This window comes from Aquiluna sp. (assembly GCF_965064355.1).
The window spans coordinates 1-14,732 of sequence record NZ_CBCHRQ010000031.1 but is presented as its reverse complement, the minus strand read 5'-3'; the positions used below and the strand labels follow the sequence as shown (position 1 = coordinate 14,732).

At 52.7% G+C, this 14,732-nt stretch carries 12 protein-coding genes and 1 pseudogene; 8 read left to right on the top strand and 5 right to left on the bottom strand.

Going from position 1 to position 14,732, the window contains the following annotated elements; all coding sequences use genetic code 11:
• Nucleotides 1–939 (top strand): annotated as a pseudogene (locus AC128V_RS04140) (hypothetical protein); the annotation flags it as partial.
• 89 nt (nt 940–1,028) lie between these two features.
• Here the strand turns inward: AC128V_RS04140 and AC128V_RS04135 are convergent.
• From AC128V_RS04135 to AC128V_RS04115, 5 genes are all read right to left on the bottom strand, one after another.
• Entirely contained in the window at nt 1,029–1,289 is a 261-nt protein-coding gene (locus AC128V_RS04135; protein WP_482763420.1) for a hypothetical protein, read from the bottom strand.
• Nucleotides 1,290–1,301: 12 nt separating this feature from the next.
• Entirely contained in the window at nt 1,302–2,246 is a 945-nt protein-coding gene (locus AC128V_RS04130; protein WP_482763419.1) for a DUF2599 domain-containing protein, read from the bottom strand.
• Nucleotides 2,247–2,341: 95 nt separating this feature from the next.
• Nucleotides 2,342–4,351, bottom strand: a complete 2,010-nt coding sequence (locus tag AC128V_RS04125; protein WP_482763418.1) for a family 16 glycosylhydrolase — start codon at nt 4,349–4,351, stop codon at nt 2,342–2,344.
• Complete coding sequence (locus tag AC128V_RS04120; protein WP_482763417.1) at nt 4,348–5,202, bottom strand: glycoside hydrolase family 16 protein; 855 nt, start codon at nt 5,200–5,202, stop codon at nt 4,348–4,350. Before AC128V_RS04120 ends, AC128V_RS04125 begins: the two co-directional genes overlap by 4 nt.
• Nucleotides 5,202–6,029, bottom strand: coding sequence for a glycoside hydrolase family 16 protein (locus AC128V_RS04115; protein WP_482763416.1), 828 nt, complete (start codon nt 6,027–6,029; stop codon nt 5,202–5,204). The genes AC128V_RS04120 and AC128V_RS04115 overlap by 1 nt, the downstream gene beginning before the upstream one ends.
• Before the next feature lie 384 nt (nt 6,030–6,413).
• Between AC128V_RS04115 and AC128V_RS04110 the strand changes: the two genes are divergently transcribed.
• The 7 genes from AC128V_RS04110 to AC128V_RS04080 form a co-directional block, all read left to right on the top strand.
• Entirely contained in the window at nt 6,414–7,670 is a 1,257-nt protein-coding gene (locus tag AC128V_RS04110) for an ABC transporter substrate-binding protein (protein ID WP_482763415.1), read from the top strand.
• Nucleotides 7,671–7,675: 5 nt separating this feature from the next.
• A complete protein-coding gene (locus tag AC128V_RS04105; protein WP_482763414.1) occupies nt 7,676–8,632 on the top strand; it encodes a carbohydrate ABC transporter permease in 957 nt (318 codons plus the stop codon).
• Complete coding sequence (locus AC128V_RS04100; RefSeq protein WP_482763413.1) at nt 8,629–9,501, top strand: carbohydrate ABC transporter permease; 873 nt, start codon at nt 8,629–8,631, stop codon at nt 9,499–9,501. Before AC128V_RS04105 ends, AC128V_RS04100 begins: the two co-directional genes overlap by 4 nt.
• A complete protein-coding gene (locus AC128V_RS04095) occupies nt 9,498–10,886 on the top strand; it encodes a GH1 family beta-glucosidase (protein ID WP_482763412.1) in 1,389 nt (462 codons plus the stop codon). Before AC128V_RS04100 ends, AC128V_RS04095 begins: the two co-directional genes overlap by 4 nt.
• Before the next feature lie 4 nt (nt 10,887–10,890).
• Entirely contained in the window at nt 10,891–11,910 is a 1,020-nt protein-coding gene (locus tag AC128V_RS04090; RefSeq protein WP_482763411.1) for a LacI family DNA-binding transcriptional regulator, read from the top strand.
• A gap of 55 nt (nt 11,911–11,965) precedes the next feature.
• Nucleotides 11,966–13,396 carry a hypothetical protein gene (locus tag AC128V_RS04085; protein ID WP_482763410.1) on the top strand — a complete coding sequence of 477 codons (1,431 nt, stop codon included), beginning with the start codon at nt 11,966–11,968 and terminating at the stop codon, nt 13,394–13,396.
• Between the two features lie 242 nt (nt 13,397–13,638).
• A partial coding sequence (locus AC128V_RS04080) for a hypothetical protein (protein WP_482763409.1) occupies nt 13,639–14,732 on the top strand: 1,094 nt, incomplete at its 3' end.

Sequence of the window (14,732 nt, the reverse complement as noted above, 5' to 3'; positions counted from 1 at the left end):
ATCTCAAGCTTTACAAGTTCCCCAACCCCAACCATCACGGGCTCTGCCCAAATCGGGCAGTTCCTGATTGCCGAGCCAGGTGCTTGGGATTCAGGAACTGCCTTTGATTACGAGTGGCTAAAGGACGGCAGTGCCATCGCAGGTGCTGTTGGTGCTAGCTACTTGATCAAGGCATCTGATGCCGGCAAGGAAATCACCCTGAAGGTGACCGGTCGTAAGACTGGCTTCCAGAGCGTGACCAAGACCTCAACCGCAACCACTCCAACCTGGCCAACCGGTGCTCGTCTAATTGCAATTACCGGTTCACCGGTTATCGGACAGCTTTTGGTGGCGCAGAAGTCAACCCTGGTGAGTGCAGGAGATGTTGGTTACCAGTGGCTAAGAGAAGGTCAGGCAATTAGTGGTGCGACTACTGAGACCTATGAGCCAACTCTTGCTGATGTTGGTCAAGCCATCTCGGTGCAGCTAACTGGAACCGTGCTAAGCGCGGCACCAAATGAAGCAAAGATCGCAACCGTCAAGATTGCATCGCTGGTCTCAGAAGTTGTCGTGTCAACCGGACCTGGATTGCTTGTGGCTGCTCCGCCGATTCCGATTGCAATTCCAACCGTTACGCCGCCTGTTCCGACTCAAAGCGCTGAAGTCCTATATGCGCAGAGTTACCTACCGGCATTTATTGGCAAGGCCTTCAACCTAACCGCAGCCCAGAAGGCAGCGGTCAAGGAGATCCTCAAGGGCAGCACCGCGAGCAAGTTCCTTTGCACCGCAATCAGACTGACCAATGGGCCTGCGTCGCAGAACGTCTTGTTCCTAAAGAGAGCTAAGGCAGTCTGTGACTATGCCAAGACTCAAAGGCCAGCACTTGCGACCTGGTTCCAGTCAAAGCCAACCACGTCCAAGAGTTTCGCCGGCAAGGTCTTGATGGGGCTTCGGGGATGACCTCGAAGGATCCTCAACGCAGTTTCCGCCTATCTCAACTTGACTGTTTAGAGGAAAGACTGAGGACCGGATTCTTGGCACTAGCTTAATTACTGCCGGCGATTACTTCGCAGTTTCCGAACGCCAGCTACAAGAACCAAGATAAGCCCTACGATTACTAGGGCTAGAGCTCCATTTAGAAGAAGTCGTTCTCCCGGGCTCACACTTGCTAGGGCGTCGGCTGCAGGGGAATACTCCAATGACAGATCTTCCAGATGCATGTAGTCAGAGATGTTGCTGGCCCAGATTGTGTACAAAGCGATTGAACCAACGACGAGACAGCCAGTTCCAATTTTGACCGATGTACTCATTGGCTTCTCTCCTTAGTACCAGGTTCCATTGTGAGGGTTGCATTTATAGGACACAAGTGAAATGTACCAAGGGACCAGGGGCGACCACGATTCCATGTTGTATTCGGGATAGCCCGCAGGACTGCCCGCAATGTGACAGTAAAACTGCTCTTGTATGGTGTTAGACCAAAGCCGTGCTTGGTTCTTGAGTTTCGTTACCACCTCATCGCGATGGGCGAACCAAGTGCCAGAAGAGGTCATGGCAAGACCCCAGAGCGTAGGTTTGACATTGATCTTGTAACCCTGCGACGTTGGCGAAGTCCAAGGCAGGTGATAGAGATCGATCCCGATCCACGGGTCCGCAATGATTGGATATTTGAAGTTAGTCGAGTCGTGAAATACGTACTGCGATAGCTTTCCTTTTGAGAATTCGAAGTGAGTCCTAACACGCTTTCGGTTGGCATCAAAGGCCCAAGGTCGAGATATTCCAACTAACAGGACGCCTTTGGAATCTAAGATCAAGACTTCGCCAGACGGAAGAATTTTCACGGAAGACTGGCTAGGAAGATCGAGATCGAAGGTGATTTTTTGCGGGAGCTTAGGTTCATTGACTACAACTATCGTTTGAACGGATCCATCGTTCTTGGCTACCGGTACAACGCTGAAACCGTCTGCAGTTCTCAAAACTCTATTCGACTGGTTGTCGTGCGTTTCAAGGCGGCTTGCTAACACGTTGTCTATGGATAGCTTCAAGCCCGAATTGTCTTCGGTAAAGAGAGTCCCGTCGCTGTGAGGCAGTATTTCGCCTGAGTCATTAAGTGTATGTGGAGCTACTTCGGAAATTGCCTTGAGGGTTTGAGATTCGGTATCGGCTAGAGAGGGCTGAATCACACTCGTAGCCAGCAGGGCTGCAAGAATTGCTGAAAAACTTGTGAATATTGTCATGTGACCTCTCGTTTGTTGTTTCGAGAAAATCATCTCTTCTTTTACTCATAAGCCACTTGAGTTATCCACAGGCCGAGAGCGCTCAAGCAGTTTGTGACAAGGCCAAGTGCCGGAATGCTGCTTTCAAGCTAGTTGTTGAAAACCTGTCCCTGACCGTTTAGTTGGTAGTAGCGCACGTAGTCAATCTTCATTTGGGCTGTGCTCCAGCCGTCGTAGGCGTCTGAGAAACCGCCCGCTGGTGAGATTGCGTTGTTCAAAATGATGAAGAACGGATGGTTGAAGGCCCACGATCCAGACTGGTTGAGTGTGGTGTTTGTTTCTTCCAAGATCTTTACCCCGTCGACATAAATCGCCAGGTAGTTTTCCAGCCAGTGGACTTTATAGACGTGATAGGCGTTCGCGTAGTTACCACCACTTGCCTCACCATATTCGTAAGCGTCGTTACCACCATTTGACCAGTGGATTGCACCAGCAACTCTGGATCCAGACTTGCCCTCCATGATGTCAATCTCACCTGAAGCTGGCCACCCCACCGAAGTGATGTTGGTGCCCAACATCCAGAACGCTGGCCAGTTCGCACCACCGATTGGGTTTTGAATCCTTGCCTCAATAACGCCATACATGAAAGAGACCTTGCCCTGGGTGTCGAATCTTCCGCTGGTGAATGGACAGGTGCCAGACCAGGCCAAACAGCTGCCAACTGGGGCTGGTGTGGTCACGCGCCTGGATGTAATGACCGCGTTGCCCTGACCATCAAGTTGATTTGCATCAGGGATGAACTGCTGCTGCTCATTGTTGTGGCAAGTGCCACCACCGTTTGCGGATGAGTGGCCACAGGTTCGAGATGTCCACCTAGAGCCATCAAGTGCTCCGGTTCCATCAAAGTTCTCCTCCCAGAGCAGGCTGCCCTGAGTGAAACCTGGTGCAGGAGAGCCCGGCACTGTGGTCTGCGTTGCGGTTACCGCTGGGAACGAGACCTGATCGAAGTAATAGGTTGCCCCACCGGTTGTAGATCCAAAGGCGTAGAAGATTACGGCCTTTCGGTATTGGATGTCGGTGCTGTAAGCCGGAGACCCGCCCCGGAGGCTGTCAAAATTGAAACTAAGGGCCTGCCAACCCACCGATCCAGCTGTCACCATGGTCTCCACGTATCGACTGGAGTTCGAAGCATCTTCAAGCTTTAGCAGCACAGGTTGGTTTGCCGCTGGCGAGTAGAAATTGAGCGTGACGGTCTTGCTGGTTGCGCTAATCAGGTTGACCCCGTTAGCTGCGGTGTAGAAAACCGTTCCAGCAAAGCTCTCTGCGCCGCGGACAACCTTGACGGCTTTTGTTGAACCGCTGGTGCCGCCAGTTGGGTGAGCATCCACACCAGCTCCATCGCCACCAAAACCAATAAGTTCTGCTCCACCTTCAAAATCCAAAGTGATCGGCGTGCTGGTTAGCGTTGTGACAGTTGTGCTCGGTGTACCGGACTGATTTGAAATGGCACTAGAACCACCGGCGTAGCCGCCAATGATTGTGGCTTCAGAAACTGGCGGGCTAGGCGGTGGTGTAGTGCCGCCTCCGGCGCTAGGGGAGCTGGTTGTTACAGGTGGAGATGTGGTCTGCCCAGTGCTCGGTGAGACGGTTGGTGAGACGGTAGGAGAGACAGTTACCGGCAGGCTCGGAGACACTGTTTGAGAGATTGTCGGAGAGATGCTTGGAGACTGGGTTGCTGGCGCGGTTGGAACCACTGGTGCCTGATACTTCGGCAGAGCTTTGATAGCGCGGCAGTTCTTTAGTGCCGGGTCACTTAGGTCCTTGACGCAACGATTGCTTCCAGTGCCACCGTCTACATAGTCGATGCCCGGTCCACCATAAATCTGGTCGTGGCCGGCACCTGCTGAAATGCGGTCGTTGCCCTTGCCACCATCGATGACATCATTTCCGGAAGAACCATAAATCAGGTCATTTCCCCCGAGACCGCAGATCACATCGGATGCATAGGTTCCAACTAATACGTCGTCCTTCTGCGTGCCGATAATGGTGCACTTGGCACCGGTAACAGCTAGCTCGGCCGCACTGACATTCAGTGGGCCTGAGATTGCGGCCAACACCAGCGAGAGCGGCAGTAGGAAACCTGCCAAAGGCTTTCTCATTTGCGAGTTACTGTGCCCACACCGTTGATGGAGTAGTAGCGAATGTAGTCAACGCTCATCTTGACTCCTTCGATGGTGTCATCGAGCTGGCCTCCATCGAAGTCGCCACCCATCGCAACGTTGAGGATCAAGAAGAAGTCTTGGTTGAAGACATAGGTTCCTGCCTTCACGCTCTTGTTCGTGAGGGTGTGAACCAGCTTTCCATCCACGTACCAGGAGATCTTGTTGGATGCCCATTCAATTGCATAGACGTGATAGTCATCTGAAAGTGGAGTGCCGTAGCGCTTAGAACCGGTCTTGCTGGCAGCTCCCGAATAACCAGGACCATGGGCACTAACAATTGCTAGGTCAGGCTCGCGACCACGAAGTTCGATGATGTCGATCTCACCGCATTTCGGCCAGCTCTTGGCCTTGATGTTGCTGCCCAGCATCCAGAATGCTGGCCAAACACCGGTGCCACCGGGAAGCTTCATTCTGGCTTCCATACGGCCGTACTTAAAGCGAATCTTGTCCTGGGTCTTTATGCGACCCGAGAAATACTGGCAATCTCCAAAGCAGTTGTATGGCAGTTCATCCTCAGCAACCGGTGGGATTTTGGTGACACTAATCTCAAGCTGGCCGTTTCCATTGGTCTTCACTGCATCCTCGGTGTACCACTGCAGCTCCTTGTTTCCCCAGCCACCACCACCGAGGTCGTAGTCAAAAAACTTTGAGCTTGGTGCGGTTCCGGCTGCCTCATTGAACTCCTGAGACCAGAGCAGTTTCTTCACCGGTGGCGCAGCGGCTACCGGATTCGAGAGGGTTACAAGTGACAGCGCTATAACTGAAATGGTGGCAACAAGTCTCTTCATTAGTATTTGGTCACCTTCCCGACACCGTTTAGCGAGTAGGCACGAATGTAATCAACGGTCATGGTTCCGCTTTTTAGATCAGGGTCGATCTCTCCGGTGAAGATACCTCCAACGGCGACATTTAGAACCAGGTAGTACTCCTTGTTGAAGACCCACTCGTTAGCGCCAACATCAGCCTTGTTCAGGGTGAAGAACACCTTGTTATCTACCAGCCACTTGATCTGGTCCGGCTTCCACTCAATCGCATAGACGTGGTAAGTGGAGTGGTTGAAGTTCTTGAGCGTCGTTAGCTCGCCAATGCCATCGCCACCTGAGTAGCCAGGTCCGTGCACGGTGCCAAATGACAACTTTGGAGAATGGCCCTTGGCCTCAACAATGTCAATTTCACCGCAGGCAGGCCAAGGGTTTGACTTGATGTCAGTACCGAGCATCCAAAATGCTGGCCACATTCCAACGCCCTTTGGCATCTTGATTCGGGCCTCAATGCGGCCATACATAAAGCTCACCTTGCCCAAGGTGTGGATCTTGCCGCTGGTCCACTCGCAAGCGGTGCCGTAGTAGCAAAGGTATGGGTTTGTCGAGGAGGTTTTGCCATTGGCAGGAACCGACATCTTCTTGGCGTTTACGACTAGCGCACCCTTACCGTCATGCTTTAGAGCTTCCTGTATGTAGTACTCGCGCTCGCCATTTCCCCAACCTGGAATGCCAGCCTCGGTGCCGTCACCGATGTCGTGGGTCCAAAAGGTCTTTGATACTGGTGTGCCAGCCTTGGAGTTGAACTCTTGAGACCAAAGCAACTTCTTGGTCTCTGCGGGGGCTGCGGGCATTTGCACTCCTAGGGTCAGGACTAACGAAAAAGCCAAACTGAGCGGAAGTGCTCTACCAAACTTCATGCGCCAATCCTTTGAATCTCACGGTCAACGGGCGGTCAGCGCACACTGAAACCGAATTATCCATTCAACCTACCAGCTGGAAATGATGGTGACCAAATGTTTAAATTTTTAGCACCGGTGGCGTATAACGCTTAAATAACGAAATCGGTTTCACGGCAACTTAACTTGATAATCAGGGGCTTCTGGTGGTCTAATTTTCCGCATCGCGAAATCGGTTTCACGACCCTTTCTCGATAGCAAAGGTATTGACCGCTGCGGTGGTTGCGCACACAACCACCGCAGCGGAATACCAAAACTTTCATTCAAAGGAGACAGATCGTGGCTCGCAATTCCAACTTCGTGAAAGCTGTGACCGTAGTCAGCAGCTTGGCTTTGACCCTGGGGATAGTCTCACCAGTGCAGGCAGCCGACAAGACCGTGGTCACCATCTGGTCCTTCGGAGACGTAATCCGTCCAGAATTCGCAACCGCCTATGAAAAACTCAACCCAGATATTGACTTGGTGATCAAAAAGTCAGACCTTGACCCTCACCACAACTCACTAACCACCGCGATGCTTGCGAAGAACACCCCGGACATTGCCGCAATCGAGGTCTCCTACTCCGGTTACTTCCGCTCCTACCCAAAGTATTTCCTTGACCTAAAGACTGTTGGTGCTTCTGAGATGGAGCCAGACTTCTTGGACTGGCGCTGGGACCAAGGCGTGGGCGATGACGGTCGAGTGATCGGTATCCCAACAGATGTGGGCGGCGCTGCAATTGCCTACCGCACCGATTTGTTCAAGGCTGCGGGTATGCCAACCGATCCTGCAAAGGTTTCTGCCCTATGGCCAACCTGGGACAAGTTCATGGAGACCGGTAAGACCTATAAGGCAAAGACCAAGAAGTCTTTCATCGACTCCTCCGGCACCATCTACGCAGCTGTTTTGAACCAGGGTGCGGAGAAGTACTATGACCGCACCGGCAAGCTGGTTTACTCCACCAACAAGCAGGTTCGCACCGCCTTCGACACTTCCGCCAAGGCTCTTGCAGCCGGCATCGGCAGCAACATTTCTCAGTTCACTTCCGACTGGAACACCGGTTTGAACAAGGGCTCATTCGCAACCGTCATTGCTCCAGCCTGGATGCTGGCATACATCAAGAACCTTGCACCTTCGACCAAGGGCAAGTGGAACGTTGCGGCTCTACCTGGTGGCGGTGGCAACATCGGCGGCAGCCAGCTTTCGATCCCAGCCTCGGCAAAGCACCCTAAAGAAGCTATGGCGTTTATCAAGTGGTACCTATCTCCTGAGATGCAGCTAAAGGTCTTCAAGGACTACGGCCTATTCCCATCGGCAAAGGTGCTTTACGATGACGCAACCGTTTTGGGATACAAGGACCCGTTCTTCAACAACGCTCCAATTGGCTCGATCTACGCCAAGGGTGCACTGGCTCTAAAGCCAATCTTCGAAGGCCGCAAGCAGCGCCAGATCGACAACATCTTCGGTCAGGCTCTCTCGAGGGTCGCCCTCAAGAAGCAGACTGCCGCGGCAGCTTGGCAGCAGGCGCTGAACGAGATTAAGAAGACAGTCGGTTAGTACATATGTCCAAAACCCGAAGGTCTCCAAACCCTTACCGCTCGAAGCCGATACAGGCTTCTCGCGGCAAGGGCATCAAACAGCATGAATCAAAGTGGGCGTATCTTTTCATCTCGCCTTTCTTTGTCATGTTCTTGATCTTCGGCTTGGCACCGGTAATTTTCTCGACGTACATTGCCTTTTTTAACTGGGATCCACTGGGCGATGCCATCTTTATTGGTTTTGACAACTTCACATTCTTGATAACCGATGACAGATTCTGGCAAGCCACCGGCAACACCTTTAGCATTTGGCTGTTCTCGACGATCCCCCAGATGATTCTGGCCATCTTCCTGGCGAGCATTTTGCGTAATCCTCGCTTGAAGGCCCCGACCTTTTGGCGCACGCTATTGCTAATTCCAAACATCACCTCGGTGTTGGCAGTGGCAATTGTGTTTGGTCAGCTTTTTGGCCGCGACTTTGGAATGTTCAACATCATCATCGGTGCCTTTGGCTATCCACACATCGACTTTGTTTCTGAGACCATCCCCGGCCACATCGCCATTGCGACCATGATCACCTGGCGCTGGGTTGGTTACAACGCACTTATCTTCTTGGCTGCGATGCTTGCGATTCCAAATGAGCTTTATGAATCCGCAGAGCTTGATGGCGCGACCAAGTGGCAAACCTTCCGCTATGTCACGCTTCCTGGTTTGAGAAACACAATCACCTTCGTGGTGGTAGTTGGAACCATTGGCGGCCTGCAGGTATTCGCGGAGCCTTTGACCCTAAGTGGAAACTTCAACGGTGGTGACTCAAGACAGTTCTCAACCTTGACGCTGTTCTTGTTCGAGCAAATGTTCCTGGAGCAAAAGTACGGCTACGCAGCGGCTGTCGGAATCGCCATCACTGTGATCGTGCTGATCATCTCGCTGATCAACTTCCTGATCACTCGCAGGATTGCAAGTGAGGACTCCAAATGACGACCTTCGCACTTCCAAAGCTTCGGTTGACTAAGCAGTCGAAGAACAAGCGCAACAAACTTTCCTGGTTCAGCTACACAATGCTCTACTTCATCGGGTTCATCTCGCTGTTCCCGTTCTACTGGATGTTTGTTGTTGCCTCTAGCGGCTCGGAAGAGATCGCAAAGATTCCACCGTCTCTGGTTCCAGGACCTCGTTTCCTAGAGGTAATGAACGATGTTTACGCGGCAGTTCCTTTTAACCAAGCGCTCTGGAACACCCTGATTGTTGGAACCGCTGTCGCGGTAGCGCAGGTGTTCTTCTCGGCTCTTGCCGGGTTCGCCTTCGCGAAGCTGAACTTCAAGGGTCGCAGATCCCTGATTCTGGTAATCATCGGAACCATGATGCTGCCATCGCAGTTGGGCATCATCCCGATGTTCATCCTGATGGGAAACCTGGGCTGGATTGACACTCTCTACGCACTGATTGTGCCGGCTTTGGTTACCGCCTTTGGCGTGTTCTGGATGCGACAGATTATTGATGCCCAGGTTCCTAATGAGCTGCTTGAGGCAGCCAGCCTCGATGGCGCGGGAGTCATGAAGACCTTCACCACCGTGGTGTTCCCGGTAATCAGACCCAGCGCTTTCGTGCTGGGACTGTTCTCCTTCTTGGGATCTTGGAACGACTTCCTGTGGCCACTATTGGTGCTGCAGAGCCCAGAGAATTTCACCGTGCAGGTGGCAATTAACCAGTTGAAAGGCAGTTACGCGCTCGACTACGCGCTGAACATGGGCGGTGCCTTTATGGCCACCGCACCACTACTACTGCTCTTCATCTTTGTAGGTAAGCGTTTGGTCGGCGGAGTTATGGATGGAGCGGTGAAGGGATGAGTAAGTTCCCTGAGGACTTCAAGTGGGGGGTTGCAACCTCTAGCTATCAGATCGAAGGCGCGACCAATGTTGACGGGCGCGGCGAAAGCATCTGGGACCGCTTCTGCGCGACCGAAGGCAAAGTGGCCAACGGCGAGAACGGTGACATCGCTTGCGATCACTACAACCTGTTTGCCGAGGATGTTGCTCTAATGAAGTCACTTGGCGTGAGCACCTACCGTTTCTCACTGGCCTGGCCTCGACTGTTCCCAAATGGCGACAAGCAGCGCGAACAGCGCGGTTTTGATTTCTACAACCGCCTGATCGACGAGCTAATTGCAAACGACATCACTCCGGTTATTACCCTCTACCACTGGGACCTACCGCAGAAGCTTGAGGACAAGGGCGGCTGGGCTAATCGCGAGATTGTTTACGACTTTGCCTTCTATGCAGGAGAAGCAGTGCAGGCATTCTCGGACCGTGTCAAAGAGTGGATCACCATTAACGAACCATGGTGTGTTTCTTGGTTGGGTTACATGATCGGCATTCACGCCCCAGGGGTAAAGAATCTTGATTCGGCACTTGCCGCAGCGCACCACACCGCGCTAGCCCACGCTGAGGCATCGCGCGTCATGAAGGCGATTGATCCAGGCATCAAGACCGGCATCGCGCTTAACATGACCACCTACCGCATTGAGGATGAGAGCGATGCTGAGCTTTCGGAGCTTGGCGACCTAATGGATGCTCAGTTAAATCGCTGGTGGATTGATGCATTCCTAAATGGCCGCTACCCCAAGAGCATCGCCGATTTCCACAGCGAGCGTTTGGCAAAGATTGTTCAACCTGGCGATCTTGAGAAGCTAAAAGTCCAGACCGATTACCTTGCGGTCAACTACTACTCAGACTCTTTCATTGGACTGCCTCGCGAAAGCGATGGCCCAATGTCTGACGGCGGGCTATTCCCATTCCCTCACCGCAGCAATGGCACACCTCCAGAGCCTTACACCGACATGGGTTGGCCAATCACTCCGGTTGGACTTGAGGATTTGCTGGTGAGGATCTCGACGGACTGGCCTGAGATTGCAGAAATTGTGATTTCCGAAAATGGTGCTGCCTATGACGATGAGCCAAATGCCATGGGAGACGTCGAGGATGTCAGAAGAATCGATTACCTAGTAGGTCACCTTGAAGCAGCATCCAGGGCGATTGATCGAGGTGCTCCACTTACCGGTTACTACGCCTGGTCTCTAATGGACAATTTCGAGTGGGCAGAGGGCTACTCAAAGCGCTTTGGCATCATTCACGTAGATTTCACCACCCTCAAGCGCACCATCAAGAACAGTGGCAAGACCTATGCGGCTATCATTGCCGCGAATAGGTTAAAATCGAATACGGGGGTCAAATAATCTAATGCCCGTAACTTCACCATCAATTTTTAGAACTACCTACGCAGAGATTGCTGCAAAGGCTGGGGTTAGCCGCGCCACGGTATCCAGGGTTCTCAATGGTGACGACCGTGTCAATACCGAAAGAGCTCAAGCCGTAATGGATGCCGCGAGCAAGCTCGGCTACCGCACCAATCGAGCAGCCAGGGCGCTATCTACCGGTCGCACCGGACAGATCGCAGTTGTAATTGATGATTCTCCATCTGTGCTCAGCGACCCATTCTGGGGAGTAGTTCTGGCTGGTATTTCTAGGGTGCTGATGGCAAATGACATTCACCCGGTGTTGATGGTTTCGCCATTGGAATCTGAAGACAGCCCTATCGCGAACTACCTTGATGGTGGCGATGTTGACGGTGCGATTTTCCTAACCGTTCACAAAGAAGACGTGGTTCACAAACTTGTCCAAAAGGGTCTACCGATAGTAGTTATTGGGACCCCAATCGATCTCAAGTCAGACATTGTTTACGTCGACACTGACAACCGTGCTGGCGCTGAACTTGCCACTAAGCATTTGCTTGGTAGCGGCTGCAAGGAAGTAGCAACCATCACCGGTGACATTTCGGCGGTTGCCGGAATCGATCGCCTTGAGGGATATCACGCTGCACATCTAAGTCTTGGCCACGAGGTAAACGAGGAATTGATTGCTCAAGGCGACTGGTCCTTCGAGAGCGCCAAGACCTTGACGCTTCGCCTATTGGCCAGACATCCAAACATCGACGGCATCTTCGCGGCCAATGACGCGATGGCCCTAGGCGTTATGGCGGCCATCTACGAGCGTGGCCGATTGGTCCCTGATCACGTTGCGGTAGTTGGTTTTGACGACAACATAATGGCGCAAACTCACCGCCCAGGACTCACCACAATCCGTCAGGACATCTTGGGCCTGGGTGCCGCAGCTGCCGAATCTATGTTGTCGATTCTGCAGGGTGAAACCCCCGCTCCAAAGATTTTGCCGACCGAACTTATTTTGCGAGAATCTGCTTAGCTTTGAAATAACAACGAGTGTGTGCGCACTCGATAGATAGCGTCGAAAGGTAATTATGCGCACCCAGAATCGTCTCATCGCAACTGCTGCCGCGGTGGCAATGCTGCTAACTCTGCTTGGACCGGCCGGTCCATCCACTGCAGTCAACTGGGTGACTTCGCTTGCCTGGGGCAACCTTCACGTGAAGAAGCAGCCTGGAGTCTTTGAGCGCTTCACGCGTGAGTTCAACGAGAAAGAGCAGCTACTAGCTGACTCCGAGACTCAGCACAACCAGGCCTGGATCCGCACCGACCAGACCAGCGTCACCGTTCAGTACGTTGGCACACCAGCTAACGCTGGCCAGCAGGTCAAGTTTGTGGTTGACAGCGACATCGCCTACACCGACAACATCCCAGGCGATGAGAACATCGGAACGGTTGATGCAACCGGTATTGCGGAGCTAGTGATCACCCCGACCAAGGCTGCCGCTGAGGATGACTCAATTCGAGTCGACCTAACCAATGGCACCACCACCGTTGGCACCATGCTTTTGCTTTTCAAAAAGGCAGGCTTCTACCCGGTAGTCAAGCTGCTTGGAACCTCAACCGGCCCGGAGGCAGCCTGTGACTATAAGTACGACTGCCAGGGTTCAGATCTTTGGGAGGCCACCTACGAGTGGAGCGTGTTCAAGCGCGGTTGGCTACCTGAGTATGCCCAGGTTTATGCCAAGTCCTACCTGTATGGATCAACCATTGCGCTGAAGTATCGCGTCTTTGACATCTGGGGCACCCCACAGGCTAAGCGCGAGGTGAACCTGTTGGTCGACACCGCCTGCAGTGTTTGCAAGTGGGCCAAGTTCACCGACAAGAAGGTCACTGACTCCAGAGGTTACGTTTCCTTCTCGCTCAAGAATCTCAACACCAAGGCTTCGGTTTTGGGTTATAAGTCGGTCAACCCAGACACCAAGGAACCAGGTGCTGGTTTCTTGCCATTCAGCATGCACACCACAACCAATGAGCTAGAAGAGTCGGTTGACTACTACTGGCCACAAATTGTGCCGGATCTATCTATCCGACCTTCTGCGGTTTCAATGCAGGTTCGAACCAGAGGCAACCAGCCGGCTGACACCGACGGCAACGTCATTGTTGGCACCGAGGAGAACCCTGCTCTAAAGCTTGACCCAGCAAACCTCACAACCGATGACAACGTTGTGGTGAGGCTTGCGATCAGCTACCTAAGGAACGCCCAAGCTAACGCCATGTATTCGCCAGATATCAAGGTGACCGCCACCAATGGTGGAGTGGCAGTTTTGGTTACCTCATCCAACAAGTTGGAGACCATGACCTCGACCAAGGTGGGCAAGAATGCGCTGACCTTTGGCTACAACAGTTCGAATAAGCGCCGCGACGCCGAGATCGTTTTGATCGGAACTAAGGCTGGAAAGACCACCTGGACTTTCACCATCGGTGGCGTCAAGCGAACTGTCACACAGACCTACACGAAGTAGAACCTGAAATCGGTTTCTAAGCCCAAATACCGCAGTTTTTGGGCTTAGATAACAGTTGTATAAATTCGGTGTGAAATCGGTTTCATAATTTCAAACACCGAATTAGTCTTTGCTAACAAATAAATACATCCATCATCTCGACGAGTGTGCGACCGCGAGACCCGGTGAATCGACGTGAGAACTGTGTGCGCAACTTCTTCTCTCGGTCACCTTTCAGCCCCTGCTTGAAAGGAACTATCTTCATGAAGCTTAAAAATTCGAAGTTAGCATCGATGCTGACTTCCGCAGTGCTCCTAGCTACATCTCTAGTCACGCTCACTGCAGTGCCAGCAAGTGCAGACGCCCCTGCTCCAGCAATTTTGTTCGACTACGAGTCAAACGAGGTAGGCATGAACGGCTGGAGCAACGTGCTCGGCTACACCTCCGCTGGTGATAACACCGCCTGGGGTAACTACGTCCCTTCTGCCGATCAGGCTGGTGGGTCGTCCTATGGAACCAAGATGGTCAAGGGCCAAAAGGGTAACGCCGTCTCCAACACTGCGATTGGCAGTATTGCCGACGGCTCGAGCTTGATTTCCTCCACCACCCGCATAGTCACGATGAGGCTCTATGCCCCAGAGGCTGGTAAAACCGTTCAACTGCAGCTAACCAAGAACGACTACTCAGCTGCTCAGAACGCCACTGCATCGCAGGTGACCTCTATCGGATGGCAGACTCTAAGCTTTGAGTTCTCAGCAGGCATCGACTTCACCCAGTCTTTCAATAGGGCGAATGTCTCCTACGACATCGCCTCAACTGTCGGTGGCGATGGAAACAACCCGAACCACATCTATTTCTACGATGACGTTTCCTTTAACGGAGCACCTCTTGCTCCACCGACCTTGTTTAACTATGAGTCGAATATGGTTGGAAGCAACAGCTGGGGCAACGTACTGGGCTACACCTCCGCTGGTGATAACACTGCCTGGGGTAACTACGTAAACGCTGCTGACCAGGCAGGTGGTTCAGCAACTGGAACGATTATGGTCAAGGGACAAAAGGGAAACGGATCCTCTAACACCGCCATCGGCGCAGATGCAATCTCTGCTAGCTCTAGCTTGATCTCATACCAGAATCGCTCAGTCACCATGAACTTCTACGCACCAGCAGCCGGCAAGACTGTTGTGCTCGGTGTTCAGACTGTCAACTACTCAAATACCTTGACCACCTCCGCCACCGCAACTACAACTGTTGGTTGGCAGAAGCTAACCTTTACCTTCCCAACCAGTGCAAACTATGGGGTGGATTGGAGAAGGGCTTGGGTGGCATATGATCCAGAGAGAACCACTGGCGGCGG